The 12,861-nt window shown below is 49.8% G+C and carries 14 protein-coding genes; all 14 read left to right on the plus strand.

What is annotated here, in order from left to right; translation table 11 throughout:
- Window positions 1-165 precede the first annotated feature (165 nt).
- The gene (locus tag FGQ85_RS08135; protein WP_138373180.1) at window positions 166-873 is read left to right on the plus strand and encodes a lantibiotic protection ABC transporter ATP-binding protein; all 708 of its coding nucleotides are present in this window, start codon (window positions 166-168) and stop codon (window positions 871-873) included.
- The gene (locus tag FGQ85_RS08140; protein WP_138373181.1) at window positions 873-1,604 is read left to right on the plus strand and encodes a lantibiotic immunity ABC transporter MutE/EpiE family permease subunit; all 732 of its coding nucleotides are present in this window, start codon (window positions 873-875) and stop codon (window positions 1,602-1,604) included. Before FGQ85_RS08135 ends, FGQ85_RS08140 begins: the two co-directional genes overlap by 1 nt.
- The gene (locus FGQ85_RS08145; protein ID WP_138373182.1) at window positions 1,597-2,349 is read left to right on the plus strand and encodes a lantibiotic immunity ABC transporter MutG family permease subunit; all 753 of its coding nucleotides are present in this window, start codon (window positions 1,597-1,599) and stop codon (window positions 2,347-2,349) included. Before FGQ85_RS08140 ends, FGQ85_RS08145 begins: the two co-directional genes overlap by 8 nt.
- A gap of 14 nt (window positions 2,350-2,363) precedes the next feature.
- The gene (locus FGQ85_RS08150) at window positions 2,364-2,729 is read left to right on the plus strand and encodes a YccF domain-containing protein (RefSeq protein ID WP_077138627.1); all 366 of its coding nucleotides are present in this window, start codon (window positions 2,364-2,366) and stop codon (window positions 2,727-2,729) included.
- A gap of 18 nt (window positions 2,730-2,747) precedes the next feature.
- On the plus strand, window positions 2,748-3,407 hold the full coding sequence (locus tag FGQ85_RS08155; protein WP_138373183.1) for a response regulator transcription factor: 660 nt from the start codon (window positions 2,748-2,750) through the stop codon (window positions 3,405-3,407).
- Window positions 3,398-4,753 carry a sensor histidine kinase gene (locus FGQ85_RS08160; protein WP_138373184.1) on the plus strand — a complete coding sequence of 452 codons (1,356 nt, stop codon included), beginning with the start codon at window positions 3,398-3,400 and terminating at the stop codon, window positions 4,751-4,753. Before FGQ85_RS08155 ends, FGQ85_RS08160 begins: the two co-directional genes overlap by 10 nt.
- Window positions 4,754-4,933: 180 nt before the next feature.
- Window positions 4,934-5,353, plus strand: a complete 420-nt coding sequence (locus FGQ85_RS08165; RefSeq protein WP_138373185.1) for a winged helix-turn-helix domain-containing protein — start codon at window positions 4,934-4,936, stop codon at window positions 5,351-5,353.
- Between the two features lie 111 nt (window positions 5,354-5,464).
- Window positions 5,465-6,133, plus strand: coding sequence for a response regulator transcription factor (locus tag FGQ85_RS08170; RefSeq protein WP_138373186.1), 669 nt, complete (start codon window positions 5,465-5,467; stop codon window positions 6,131-6,133).
- Window positions 6,111-7,631 carry a HAMP domain-containing sensor histidine kinase gene (locus tag FGQ85_RS08175; RefSeq protein WP_138373187.1) on the plus strand — a complete coding sequence of 507 codons (1,521 nt, stop codon included), beginning with the start codon at window positions 6,111-6,113 and terminating at the stop codon, window positions 7,629-7,631. Before FGQ85_RS08170 ends, FGQ85_RS08175 begins: the two co-directional genes overlap by 23 nt.
- A 31-nt stretch (window positions 7,632-7,662) precedes the next feature.
- Window positions 7,663-8,292: an alpha/beta hydrolase gene (locus FGQ85_RS08180; protein WP_138373188.1), complete on the plus strand. Its 630-nt coding sequence runs from the start codon at window positions 7,663-7,665 to the stop codon at window positions 8,290-8,292.
- 35 nt (window positions 8,293-8,327) lie between these two features.
- A complete protein-coding gene (locus FGQ85_RS08185) occupies window positions 8,328-8,930 on the plus strand; it encodes an alpha/beta hydrolase (RefSeq protein WP_138373189.1) in 603 nt (200 codons plus the stop codon).
- Between the two features lie 134 nt (window positions 8,931-9,064).
- Window positions 9,065-9,925, plus strand: a complete 861-nt coding sequence (locus FGQ85_RS08190; RefSeq protein WP_138373190.1) for an ATP-binding cassette domain-containing protein — start codon at window positions 9,065-9,067, stop codon at window positions 9,923-9,925.
- On the plus strand, window positions 9,922-12,111 hold the full coding sequence (locus FGQ85_RS08195; RefSeq protein WP_138373191.1) for a M1 family aminopeptidase: 2,190 nt from the start codon (window positions 9,922-9,924) through the stop codon (window positions 12,109-12,111). Before FGQ85_RS08190 ends, FGQ85_RS08195 begins: the two co-directional genes overlap by 4 nt.
- The gene (locus tag FGQ85_RS08200) at window positions 12,104-12,814 is read left to right on the plus strand and encodes a hypothetical protein (RefSeq protein WP_138373192.1); all 711 of its coding nucleotides are present in this window, start codon (window positions 12,104-12,106) and stop codon (window positions 12,812-12,814) included. Before FGQ85_RS08195 ends, FGQ85_RS08200 begins: the two co-directional genes overlap by 8 nt.
- Window positions 12,815-12,861: the final 47 nt, after the last annotated feature.

Below are 12,861 nucleotides of genomic sequence, written 5' to 3' on the forward strand. Positions count from 1 at the left end.
TAAGCGTCCTTTTAAAAAAGTAGACGGAGCGCAAATAGCAATGTTGGAATGTGCCACGGGACTTATTGTGTCCAATATTTCTATTTCAATTTTTTATATCTTTATGATTTCTTCAAAATTTTTGGATATTCTCATTTTAGCAAAGCAAAGAAAGGACTTGAAAGCATGGATATGATTTTGAAAACAACTGACCTCTGCAAAAACTTCAAAGGGCAGATGGCCGTAAATAATGTATCGCTGAACATTCAGAAAAATTCCGTCTATGGCTTGTTGGGGCCAAACGGCGCGGGCAAGTCTACTATTCTGAAAATGATAGTAGGCATCCTCAAGCCGAGTTCCGGCAGTATTGAAATGGACGGTCACGCATGGAGCCGTGCCGATTTGCAGGATATTGGCGCACTGATTGAAATGCCGCCTCTGTATGAAAACTTGACCGCTTATGAAAATTTAAAAGTGCGAACCCTTGCTCTTGGACTTCCGAATACTCGCATTGATGAAGTCTTACACATCGTTGATCTTACAGACACAGGGAAAAAGAAAGCAGGACATTTCTCTTTAGGCATGAAGCAGAGACTCGGAATTGCCCTTGCTTTACTGGCATCTCCCAAATTGTTGATTTTGGATGAACCAACGAATGGATTAGACCCTATCGGTATTCAAGAACTACGGGAACTTATTTGTTCTTTTCCGGCACATGGGATAACGGTAATTCTGTCCAGCCACATTCTATCCGAGGTAGAGCAGATTGCAGATCACATTGGAATTATTGCTGCTGGAAAATTGGGATATGAAAATAAAATAGACAAGAACACTGATCTGGAAGAAATTTTTATGCGTGTTGTGGCAGCTAATGGTGAAAGGGGGAAAAACTAATGTTTCATCTTATCCGCTCCGAACTATTAAAGATGCGTCATACATTTGCATTAAAGCTATTCATCGCTGCCCCTGTTGTCACTTTGGGGTTAGGATATTTTTTGAGTGGCAAATCTGTTCAGCTTACCGCCTATAATTGGTGGTACACTTTAATCTTGCCAATTACGATTGCTATTTGGTGCGCCAACATTATTAGCTGTGAGAAACGCACACAGTATCAGAACATTTTATGCTTGCCGATTGCCATGAGAAAAGTCTGGTTCAGTAAACTGCTGGCGGTTACTGTATTACTTTTCTTAACCAGCCTTGTCATGTGGGGCGGCTGCACAGCCTTTGGTATTTTTACTGTGATGAACATTGATCCGCTTAACGGATTAGGTGGCTGTATGTTGCTGTTCCTTACCTACATTTGGCAGCTTCCACTTATTATGTGGCTCACAAAAAAAGCAAATTATCTGATTGCTGTTTTGATTTCCTTTGGCTGCAATATTGTTTTGTCCATGATTGGAGCGGAAAGCAATTTGTTTTATCTCAATCCGTTTGCTATTCCAGCGCGTATTGTATGCCCCTTTTTCAAAATGCACCCTAATGGGATTCCCATTGAAAACGGTTCTTTTCTTTTGAATACAGGAGCGGTCATTCCCGTCGTTGGGATCAGCTTAGTTTTAGCGGTACTGTGTTTCTGGCTTACAGCATGGCTATTCGCTAAGGGAGATAGAAAACATGATTGAGTTATGGTATTATGTAAAAAGCGATTTTTTCAAGTTGCGGAATTCCTCGTTTTTGGGGGCGCATATTTTATTTCCAATTTCCGGGGTAGCACTTGTGTTGCTCTATGCGGTCTTTGCGGCTGTGAGTGATATAAATAAAATTGCGGTATTTTTTCAGCTTTTTGCTATCGCATATCCTTTTGTTATCAGTATCGTTTGCGAGATTGCCGCAGAGCAGGAAATCCGGGCCGGGCACTGTCAAAATATTTTAGTGCTGCGTTCCAGAACCAAGGCCATTTTATCCAAATTCCTCTTGCTTATTTTCGCCGGCTTGTTCGCAATATTGTTCAGTACATTCCTGTTAATTATGGTACTTCCCGTGACAGGAACCAAACTGATTTTGCCAGTATCTTCCCTTATGTTGCCAGTTCTGACTTTGTGGAGCAGTAATATTTTATTATATGCGGTTCACATCATTCTGGCTTTTCGGTTCGGAAGAACGATCTGCATAGGTATAGGCGCTATTGGCAGTTTATTGGCTGCACTTCTTCAAACAGGCTTAGGCACCGGCTTGTGGTTTGTACTGCCGTATGGTTTTGGGATACGTTTAACGGATTTTTCGCTTAAATTCGTCCTGCAAGTTTTGCCAACCATCAATGCGGAACTTAAATTGGGGATAGGTATGTGTTTGGGTATGACGGTTCTGTTTATTGCCATTCTGCTTATTTGGTTTTCAAAATATGGCGGAAAATGTGCAAATGATTGATTCGGTGGTCGAATATGGGTTGTTTAGGAAATGTAATTTGGTTTTTATTTGGAGGACTCTGGCAAGGCTTGTCATGGACAATATCGGGTATCCTATGGTGTATAACTATTATCGGCATACCGATTGGACGGCAATGCTTCAAATTTGCATCTCTTGCCTTTTTCCCTTTTGGAAAGGAAATTCAGTATGGCGGCGGTGCGATGTCTACTTTGGCAAATATTTTATGGCTTGTCATAAGCGGTATTCCCCTTGCTATATCAGCGGCTCTAAATGGGGTTCTGCTTTGTTGCACAATCATCGGCATACCGTTTGGGATGCAATGCTTTAAGATTGCCAAACTCGCCCTCATGCCTTTTGGGGCCACTGTAATAGAAATCTAAGGGAAGGGAGAGAACGACATGGCAAATATCTTAGTGGTTGATGATGAAAATGCAATGCTGCAACTGATTAAGCGTATTCTTGAAAAAGACGCTCATATTGTAACACTTCAAGCAGATGCAAAGGCTGTTCTGGATATGGATTTCAGACGATACGATTTGATTTTGCTGGATGTTATGATGCCTGATGTAAACGGCTTTGAATTGTGCAATCAAATTCGTTCCCGTGTAGATTGCCCCATTATTTTCTTGACCGCAAAAACGCAGGAAAGCGACATTGTTCGTGGGTTGGGGATTGGCGGCGACGATTACATTACCAAACCTTTTGGCACCAATGAACTGCTTGCCCGTGTCAATGCACACTTACGCAGAGATACCAGAGAAAAGAAATACGCAGTATCTATTTCAGGAATACTTTTTCACATCAATGCAAAGGAAGCGGAAGTAAATGGGAATAAACTCCCCTTAACCAAAAGCGAGTATGAAATCTGTGAATATCTGGCCCTGCATCGAGGTCAGGTCTTTTCCAGGGAGCAGATTTACGAAGCCGTTTTTGGTTTTGATGGGGAAAGTGATGACAGCGTAATTGCCACCCATATAAAAAATATCCGAGGTAAATTGGCTGCTGTTAAATTATCCCCTATCGAAACAGTTTGGGGGGTGGGCTATAAATGGGAGTAAAAAAACTACGTTCTATCTTCATGCGGTATATATTCGCAGTTGCTGGCGGCATCCTTTTAATTATCGCCATCAATTTAGGGCTATATTCCCTCTGTGTAAGCACTGGGGTCATTATCCCCGCTATGCAGATAGAGGATAGGATTGCTGCTGCCGCAGAAAGCATACAAACAGATGAATTGTTCAACAAAGCCGACATCCCCAGCTTTTGCGACTATGCCGTTTATTCTCCTACGGGTGTATTTCAGGATGGTTCTTTATCAGAAGATACCGCCAACACTTTTTGGGTTGAAGCTGTCACAAATGGAAAGGATCGGATTACCCCATACCGTGTTTTGGTTATTGACCGTGGAGATGAAGTTATTCTTTTGCGCTACCGTTTGACTTCACAATTCAGTAATGCCACACTCCGGCGGATCTGTCCGACAACTGATCTATTGCTTGTCGGATTGATAATTGTTGAGGTTATCATTCTTTTGTTCCTTATTTCCCATTGGTTCGGGAAATATACTGGTAAAAAAATCGACAAGCTGCTTTTCATAACACAAAAAATTGAGCAACAGGATTTGGATTTTAAGATTGAAAGCAGCGGTATATTTGAAGTAGACCGTGCTTTATATGCTTTGGAACATTTGAAACAGGCATTACGAATGTCACTTGCGGAACAGTGGCAGGCGGATAAATTGCGGCAAGATCAGATTTCGGCTTTGGCCCATGATCTGAAAACACCACTAACCATCATTCGCGGAAACGCAGAGTTGCTTTATGATACGGAACTTGCTGAAAATCAGAAAGAATGTACGGACTATATCGAGGGCAGCGTTATCCAAATGCAGGATTATGTTGAAACCTTGATCGAAATGACGAAAACAAAAGAGAATTTTCCTTTTTGTCGCCAAAATGTGAAAGTATCTTCCTTATTGCAGGAAATCCATACACAGGCAAAAGGCTTGTGCATTGTAAAAAATGTTCATTTGGAATGGGATCAGAATTTCAATCAGGAATATATCTCTGCGGACAGGGAACAACTGATAAGGGCTTTTGTCAATATCCTCTCAAATGCCGTAGAATATACTCCAGCAAAAGGAACCGTTTTCTTTAATGTGAATGAAAAAGATAATGCAATACTATTCTCTATCACCGATACGGGAAGTGGCTTTTCTTCTGAAGCATTGAAACGAGCAACAGAACAGTTTTATATGGACAATCAAAGCAGAAATTCTAAATCTCATTATGGGATAGGGCTTTATGTGGCAAACTCTATTGTTACTCAACACGGAGGTCAGCTTATTTTGAGCAATTCCGAAAAAACTGGCGGCGCACAGGTCACAATCTCAATTCCATATTGATGTTAAGGGCAGCTCAAAGCCGCCCTTTTTTTCAAATCTTTATGAAATCTTCAAAATTCCGATTTATGATAACCACATAAGAAATCATCTGCCAGACGACGGCAAAAGAAAAAAAGCCGTCGTGCAGCAGCCCTTTTTCGTGCCTTATTACATCACGACGGCTCATAAGGAGGCGTCAGGATGGAAAAGACCGTCATTATTCGAATAACGAATCCAACAAAGGCACAAGATGCTTTGCTCCAGCGGCTCGTGCGGGCATTTCGGGCAGAGCATATTGAGATTCAAGAAAACACTGCTTTTACTTTATTGGCTGGAAATCTGCAAATCGACCCGCAGCGCAGGCTGGTATGGAAGTCCGGCCAGACGGTAGACCTGACGCCGATGGAGTTCGACATTCTGCTCCTGCTGGCCCGGCGGCCAGGGCAGGTGTTCACTGCCCGCCAAATCTATGAGGCCGTTGCCACGGACTCTTTTGACGCCAGCTGGACAGGGATCTCCAGCATGGTCTACAAGCTCCGGCGCAAACTGGGCGCTGGTATCATCGAAACCGTCCGGGGGCATGGGTACAAATTCGTTGCCCCAGACACCTCACCAAAATGAAGCAAGCGCACAACGGATCTACTTCCGCTGTGCGCTTCTTTTTGATGGTTACTTTCTTTTCTCCATGATAAATTCACAATCCCATGATATACTTCGATTGGGTGATTACTAATGAAACGCATTTTGATTGTTGAAGACGAGCCGGACATCCAGGATTTGCTGCGTGCCTACCTGGAGGACGCCGGTTATCAGACCGCCATAGCTGGGGATGGCGTGGCAGCCCTGGCCCTGTTTGGCGGACAGACTTTCGATCTGGTTCTGTTGGACCTGATGCTCCCGAAAATCGATGGTTTTGGAGTTTGCGAGTTGATCCGCCAGCAGTCCCAGGTTCCCATTTTGATGCTCACCGCCTTGGACGGGGAAGAATCGCAGCTCCGGGGTTTCGGTATGGACATCGACGACTATGTGACCAAGCCCTTCTCCATGCCGGTACTGCTGGAGAAGATCCGGGTCATCCTCCGCCGCCGTGGAAATACCAGCGAGGACAACCGCCTGCGCTACCGGGACCTGACTTTGGACCTGGACACCCGGGAGGCCCTGCTGGATGGCCAGCTCTTGGACCTGACCGCCCGGGAGTTTGAACTGCTCCACACCTTTCTGGCTGCGCCGGGCCGGGTGTTCACCCGGGAGATGCTGCTGGCGAAACTATGGGGCTATGACTTCTTTGGAGATGAACGGGTGGTGGACAGCCACATCAAAAATCTTCGCCACAAGCTGGGACGGGACTATATTGATACAGTGAGGGGGGTGGGCTATCGTGCTGCGAAAGAGGATCGCTGAAAGCCTGACAGCCCGTATCTTTCTCATTACCGCCGGTGTCCTGCTCGCGGCCGGGGCGGTCACCTTCAGTTTTATCGCCTGGGCCTCCCCCAGTACCTATACCGCCGTAGTAAATGATGACCTTACCGCTCAGGTAGATGACCTGGTGGGGAAACTGGCGGATACGACTCCTGCGGACTGCGGTGAGCTGCTGGATGACTTTGTACTTTCCTCCGGGGCCAACGCCATGCTGGTGGGGCCGGATGGGCGGCTGGTGGATACTGGGGCAAAGCTGACGGTTCAAGCCGTGTATGAAGATAACGCCATGATCATCACTACCTCGGAGCAGGAGAGCGCCGTCAGCGATTACAGCCGGGACACTCGGGAAGACGATACGGTAGCTGTCACTATGTCGGAGCAGGCCACAATCACCGCTGAGGTAGCCTTTGCCGGCCAGAGCGAAAGCTATACTCTCTATGTTACCCCACGAATTGAGGCGGAAAATCTTGCGGTACGGGCACTGGTTCAGATGGCCCCCTGGCTTTTGCTGGTGTTATTGATATTTTCCCTGCTGTGCGCCTTTATTTACTCACGATACATTACCCGGCCCATCGTGCGCATGAGCGGCATCGCCGGGAAAATGGCAGAGCTGGACTTCCACTGGGAATGTGGAGAAAAGCGCAGGGACGAGATCGGTAAGCTGGGCCGCAGCCTGGATCAGCTGGCCCGCCGGTTGGATACTGCTCTCACCGACCTGGAGAGCGCCAACCAGGCCCTCCGGGGAGAGGTGGAACGGGAACGAGAGCTAGACCGCCAGCGGATGGCCTTCTTCAACGCTGCCTCTCACGAATTGAAAACTCCGGTGACCATCCTGAAAGGACAGCTCTCAGGTATGCTGGAGGGTGTGGGCATCTACCAGGATCGGGACAAGTACCTGCTTCGCTCTCTTCAGGTAACAGGACGGATGGAAAATCTGGTGCAGGAGATGCTGGCTATCTCCCGTATGGAGAGTGGATCTGTGGCTGTGAAACGGGAGCCGGTGGATCTGTCCGCCATCATAGAGCGCCAGTTGGCTCTGGACATGCCTCTTCTGGAACAAAGAGGCCAGCGTCTGGTAAAGGATCTGACATCGGGAACCGTTGTCACTGGGGACGCCTCGTTGCTTGGGCGGATGGCAGGCAATCTGCTTTCCAATGCATCCCTCTACTCCCCGGATGGAGCGGAGGTACGAGTTTGGTGCGGCCTCCTGGATGGCCGACCGACCCTGACGGTAGAGAACACCGGGGTCTATATCCGTGATGAGGCCCTGCCCCATCTGTTTGAAGCCTTCTACCGGGAGGAAACCTCCCGGAACCGGGCTACTGGCGGCAGCGGCTTGGGGTTGTATCTGGTGAAAATAATCTTGAAACGACACGGAGCGGCGTGTAACATTGAGAATATACCGGATGGAGTGCGGGCGGTGGTGCGGTTTGAGGCAGGTTCGGTTTCTGGACTTTCCGCCGAGGATATGGTAGAATGAACCAAACTGATTCAATTTGAGGAAAACACCCATGAAAAAAACAATTTTGATTCACGGCTCTGGTCACAAGGCGGACAGCTGGAAAGAGACCATCTCGTATCTGGAGCACCGGGAGGACATCCTGAGCCCGGAGCTGTCCAACCTTCTGGACGGGCGGGAGGCCAGCTTTTCCAACCTCCGTACTGCTTTCGCCCAATACTGCGCCCAGATCGGCGGGCCGGTCCACCTGTGCGGCCTCTCCCTGGGGGGCATCCTGGCTCTGGACTATGCGCTGGAGCACCCGGAAAATGTCAGAACCCTGGTGCTGATCGGTACGCCCCACAAGGTTCCAAAGGGGGCCTTTGCCCTCCAGAATATGGTGTTCCGTCTTTTGCCAAAGTCCATGTTCAAGTCTATGGCCTTTGACAAGAAGAACACCTTTGCCCTGGGGAACACTATGAAGGATCTGGACTTCAGCGGCAGGGTGGGTGAGATCCGCTGCCCCACCCTGATCCTCTGCGGGGAGAAGGACAGCGCGAACCTGAAATCAGCCCATTTCCTGGCCCAACACATTCCGGGTGCGGAATTGCAGGTGCTGGAAAACACCGGCCATGTGGTAAATGAGGAAAATCCGAAGGCGCTGGCAGAGCAGTTGAACGAATTTTATGGGCGGCATCTCTGAGAGTAAAAAACACAGACAGAAAAGAAGGGAAGGTTTTGAACAGCGCAATTTTATACATCCACGGCAAGGGCGGCAGCGCTAAAGAAGCAGACCGTTTCCGTGCCATCTGTACCGGTTTCGATGTGCTTGGGGTGGACTACAAAGGGGAGTTTCCCTGGGAGGCGGCGCCCCAGATCGCGGCGGCCTATGATGAGGCCAACAGGCAGTATGAACACATCATACTCTTGGCCAACAGCATCGGCGCCTATTTTTCTATGCTGGCTCTGGGAGAACAGAAGCCGGACAAGGCGCTGTTCGTGTCGCCTGTGCTTGACATGGAGCGGCTAATCCTGGACATGATGGGCTGGGCGGGGGTATCAGAGCAAATGCTGCGGGAAAAGGGCGAGATCCCTACAAACTTCGGAGAAACCCTTTCCTGGAAATACCTGCGCTATGTCCGGGAGCACCCCATCGCTTGGCAGGTGCCCACAGAGATCCTCTATGCAGGGGGCGATCATCTGGTGTCCCGCCAGACCGTTGAGCGGTTCGCAGCAGAACACGGAGCCGGGCTCACCGTCCTGGAGAATGGTGAGCACTGGTTCCATACGGAGGAGCAGCTGGCTTATCTGGATAACTGGGTGAAAAGAGTAATTTTATAGCGTTAGAACGGGGCAGGCCAATGTGCCTGCCCCGTTTTCTGCCCTTCTCCATACAAATCACAAATTCCCTCCATCTTCGCTCCATATTGCCCTGGTATCCTTTTCTCATCCCAAGCAGAAAGGAATTAAACAATATGGAAATCAATATTCAAAATGTTAGTATGACATACCCCAGCGGAAAACAAGCGCTGAAGGATCTCAATTTGGATTTGAAAGCTCCAAGCCTCATCGGCCTGCTTGGCCCCAACGGGGCCGGAAAATCCACCCTGATGAAGCTCCTGGTGGCGGCCCTCATGCCCACCGGCGGCTCTATCCTGGTGGATGGGCAGCCGCTTGCCAAAACGGACCGGCTTTTGAAGGCGAGACTCGGCTATCTGCCGCAGGACTTTGGCTTGTTCGATGAGCTGACGGTCACACAATTTCTCGACTACATGGCCGCGCTCAAAGGGATCTCAAATCCCAAGGCCGCTATCCAAAAGACAATTCAAGCGGTCAATTTGGAGGAAAAGGCAAAATCCAAAATCCGCACCCTCTCCGGCGGCCAGCGTCAGCGGGTAGGCATTGCGCAAGCTCTGCTGGGGAATCCGCCCTTCCTGATTTTTGACGAGCCCACGGTGGGCTTGGACCCGGAAGAGCGTATTCACTTCCGCAATCTGTTCTCCCGCACAGCAGAAGACCGGCTGGTGCTGCTTTCCACCCATATCATCGAGGATGTGCAGTCGGTGTGCGACCAGATCGTGGTCATCAATCACGGAAATATCCTGTTCACCGGAACGCCGGAACAGTTGATTCAGTCTGCTGCCGGCCATGTGGGCGTCTTTTGGGAGAAGGACGAAGTCCAGGAAAAGGGGCTACATATTACTGCCCGTGTCAATACCAGTCAGGGAATCCGCTGCCGTGCAGTCGCAGATAAACTCCCGGCCTATGCGCAGGCGGATGAGCCCTCCCTTGAAGATGCTTACCTCTATCTCATCTCCCGGGAGGTGGCACAATGAAGACGATCCGCCTTTTCCCCCTGGAGTTTGGACGGCTGCTTCAAAACCGGCTGACCTGGCTTATTGTTCTGCTGACTGTGGTCTCCCCGGCAGCTGGTCTTTTCCTCTACAAGCCGGCCACAGCCACCACAATGCTCTCCCTTTATCTTGCCAATCCTGCCATCGCTGGCGGTGTTGTTGGCGGCATCTTGTTTGGCCTGCTCACAATATTTGAACTGGATCGTGTCAGCCGCAGCCGGGCGGATGTTCTGATGGACGCGGCAGTATCCCCTCTGACTATGGCCCTGGTTCGCCTGTTGGCTCTACTGGCAGCGGCGGTCGTAACTGTGGCCCTTACGATGCTGGTTTGGCTCCCCATCAGTATGCACCTCATTGGTTCAGTATTTGGCGGCATGGATTATGTCCTGGCCTATCTGCTTTTGATGGGGCTGGCCCTGCCGCTGTCCATTCTGGCCGCTGCAGCCGCCTATCAGTTTACACGGAGGGTTGACCTGTCTCTGGTGCTGTTTGCTGCCTTTGCGGCTCTGAGTCTGACCGTCTGGGCGGATGATTGGCAGCTCTGCTGGCTCAATCCCTGTGTTTGGGCATTGTCGGACGATTTCTCTAACTTCCGCATCTTCCGCTCGGTTGCCTGGATGCGCCTGACCTGGCTGGCGGCCCTGGCCGGGGTTTGGACGGTCTCCTATCTCTGCATCCGGCAATATGGGAAGGGGGCACTTGGTTCTCTGGCCGCAAGTGTACGGCGAATCTACCGTCCAGCCATTGCCCTGCTCCTGTTAGTCTGCTCCAGCACTGCTTATGCCGCACAGCCGCTGGTTGACCAAAGCAATCCGGACGAAATGGCGATGACTTTTTATGAGGTGCCCTACGCAGAAAATGTAGTTTGCACTAGACGCAGCGCCCAAGTGTTCCCCAATACTTCCACCGGTTCTCTTTCCGGCACGGCATCCTATCAATTCCAGAACACTTCGGGTCAGGAGCAAAATGTGGCCTTTGGCATCAATCCCGGATATACCATCTCCAATGTGCAGGTGAACGGCGCAGATGTACCCTTCTTGGTGAGCGAGTACCAGGAGTACAATGAGGCCATGCTGGAAGTGACCCTTCCCGCCGATGAACAAGCGGAGCTGGTCATGGAATACAGTGGTTTTCCACAGGAGAGCCGCAATATGTCCACGATGCAGGGCAGCAAAGAGATCAGCACAGAATATCTGTGTCTGGAGAACTCGGCTCTTTCCCCGCGCCTGATGAATGTTATGCCGGGTGAAAATGGATACCCTGCCACCATTGAAATTACGCTGCCTGCGTCCATGACTGCGATCCCGTTCGGCTCCAGCGAAGCAGAGGTGGTTGCGGAGCACGACAACGGCACCAAAACCTGGCGTTATGAGGCCAATGGCACTGGCGGCATCCTTTATGCCGGCGATTATATTTGTGAGAATATTGAGGCTGGCGGCATGACCATTGAGTTCTACTACGGCCGCAAACACCAATCTGTTATGGAAGCCGCGGGTGCAGTAGAGGCGGTTAAATCTGTGGTGGACTATTGTACCGAGCACTATGGTTCTTTGTCTTTTGGAACAGGTGAAACTCTCAAACTCATCCAAAGCCGGGTAACTGGCGGCGGCTATGCCGCGAACGGCGCCAGCTTGCTTGACGAAGCAGACTTCACCGCAGATAATCTTGGAAATACGGATAAGGGTGGCGGCGCCGGCGAAGTGATGATCCATGAGCTTGTCCACCAATGGTGGGGCCTTGGCAATATGTTTGACACTTCGGATTCCACAAGTCCCTGGTCGGCCGAAGGTCTGACCGTCTACACCACCTACCGTATCGTCAAAGAACTATACGGGGAAGCCTACGCCCAGGAACATTACATCGACCAATGGCAGCAGGCTGTGGACGACTACTATTTGGATTTCTATGTGCGCAATCCCGATTACCTGGCGAATCTGCCGGAAGACAAGCAGCTGGAGATTACAGGTAACCTGACTTATGTGCGGCAATACTGCGAGATGCCGTTGAAAATTTTGAAAGCAGAGCAGCTGGTGGGCGGCGAAGATGCTTTTGATCAAATCCTGAATAGTCTGTTCAATCGGGAACTGGACCCCATGTACCCCTATCTGACCTATCAGGATTTCTTAAACGCCTGCGGGCTGGCAGAGGAGGATTTGAACCTTGATTAAGATATTTCAATATGAGTGCAAACGCCTATTGTGGAACAAATTCTTTTTTGGCCTTTTGCTGATCCTGCTGTTCTATGGGTGGCAGGTGCTGAACAGCGTGACCATTTTAGGGGTGTCTCACACCGCCCCTTTCTCTCCCTGGAGTTTCGGGGATTACCTGAGCCGCATGATTCCACTGCTGTGGATTGGAGCCCTCTTCTTTTTGACATTCTTCACATCCGGTAAAGCGCAGCGGGTAAACATCCTTACGGATGCCACCCCAGTTTCTCCGAGACGATATGCCCTGGCTCGATGCGCCGCAGCCCTAACCGGAACCGTATTACTGGCTTTGGTTTGTATCGCGGAGACCGTTTTCTTTTACGGACAGTATTTTAGCTGGTACAGTTGGGGACAACTGCTTTTCCCGGCTTTGATCACACTGGTTCCGACGCTGATATTTGCGCTCGGAAGCGGCTGGCTGTTAGGCCAAGTCCGGCCTTGGCTGGTCTATGTATGGATGGTAGTTCCCTTCGGGTGCATGGCCCTACCATTGCCTGACGCCTTGAAAATTTGGAATGGACAGTTCTTTGGCGAGTACCCATTAACGCATGGGACTTTAGACCCTGGCTTCTCTATGCCGGCTGCAGTTCTTATCGTCCAGTGCGCATTGTTTGCCGTGGGCATAGTCCTGTTGATGATTCGTCCCGCACATTCCAAAAGATAATAAGCGGGCGAAGTTTGAACGATTGGAGGTGAGCTGCTTGGGAAGTT

This window comes from Pseudoflavonifractor sp. BSD2780061688st1 E11 (assembly GCF_005844125.1).
Lineage (GTDB): Bacteria > Bacillota > Clostridia > Lachnospirales > Lachnospiraceae > Sellimonas > Sellimonas catena.

Excerpts from the sequence above, each read along its gene's own strand:
- FGQ85_RS08135 (WP_138373180.1), top strand. The coding sequence starts at position 166 with ATGGATATGATTTTGAAAACAACTGACCTCTGCAAAAACTTCAAAGGG.
- FGQ85_RS08140 (WP_138373181.1), top strand. The coding sequence starts at position 873 with ATGTTTCATCTTATCCGCTCCGAACTATTAAAGATGCGTCATACATTT.
- FGQ85_RS08145 (WP_138373182.1), top strand. The coding sequence starts at position 1,597 with ATGATTGAGTTATGGTATTATGTAAAAAGCGATTTTTTCAAGTTGCGG.
- FGQ85_RS08150 (WP_077138627.1), top strand. The coding sequence starts at position 2,364 with ATGGGTTGTTTAGGAAATGTAATTTGGTTTTTATTTGGAGGACTCTGG.
- FGQ85_RS08155 (WP_138373183.1), top strand. The coding sequence starts at position 2,748 with ATGGCAAATATCTTAGTGGTTGATGATGAAAATGCAATGCTGCAACTG.
- FGQ85_RS08160 (WP_138373184.1), top strand. The coding sequence starts at position 3,398 with ATGGGAGTAAAAAAACTACGTTCTATCTTCATGCGGTATATATTCGCA.
- FGQ85_RS08165 (WP_138373185.1), top strand. The coding sequence starts at position 4,934 with ATGGAAAAGACCGTCATTATTCGAATAACGAATCCAACAAAGGCACAA.
- FGQ85_RS08170 (WP_138373186.1), top strand. The coding sequence starts at position 5,465 with ATGAAACGCATTTTGATTGTTGAAGACGAGCCGGACATCCAGGATTTG.
- FGQ85_RS08180 (WP_138373188.1), top strand. The coding sequence starts at position 7,663 with ATGAAAAAAACAATTTTGATTCACGGCTCTGGTCACAAGGCGGACAGC.
- FGQ85_RS08190 (WP_138373190.1), top strand. The coding sequence starts at position 9,065 with ATGGAAATCAATATTCAAAATGTTAGTATGACATACCCCAGCGGAAAA.
- FGQ85_RS08195 (WP_138373191.1), top strand. The coding sequence starts at position 9,922 with ATGAAGACGATCCGCCTTTTCCCCCTGGAGTTTGGACGGCTGCTTCAA.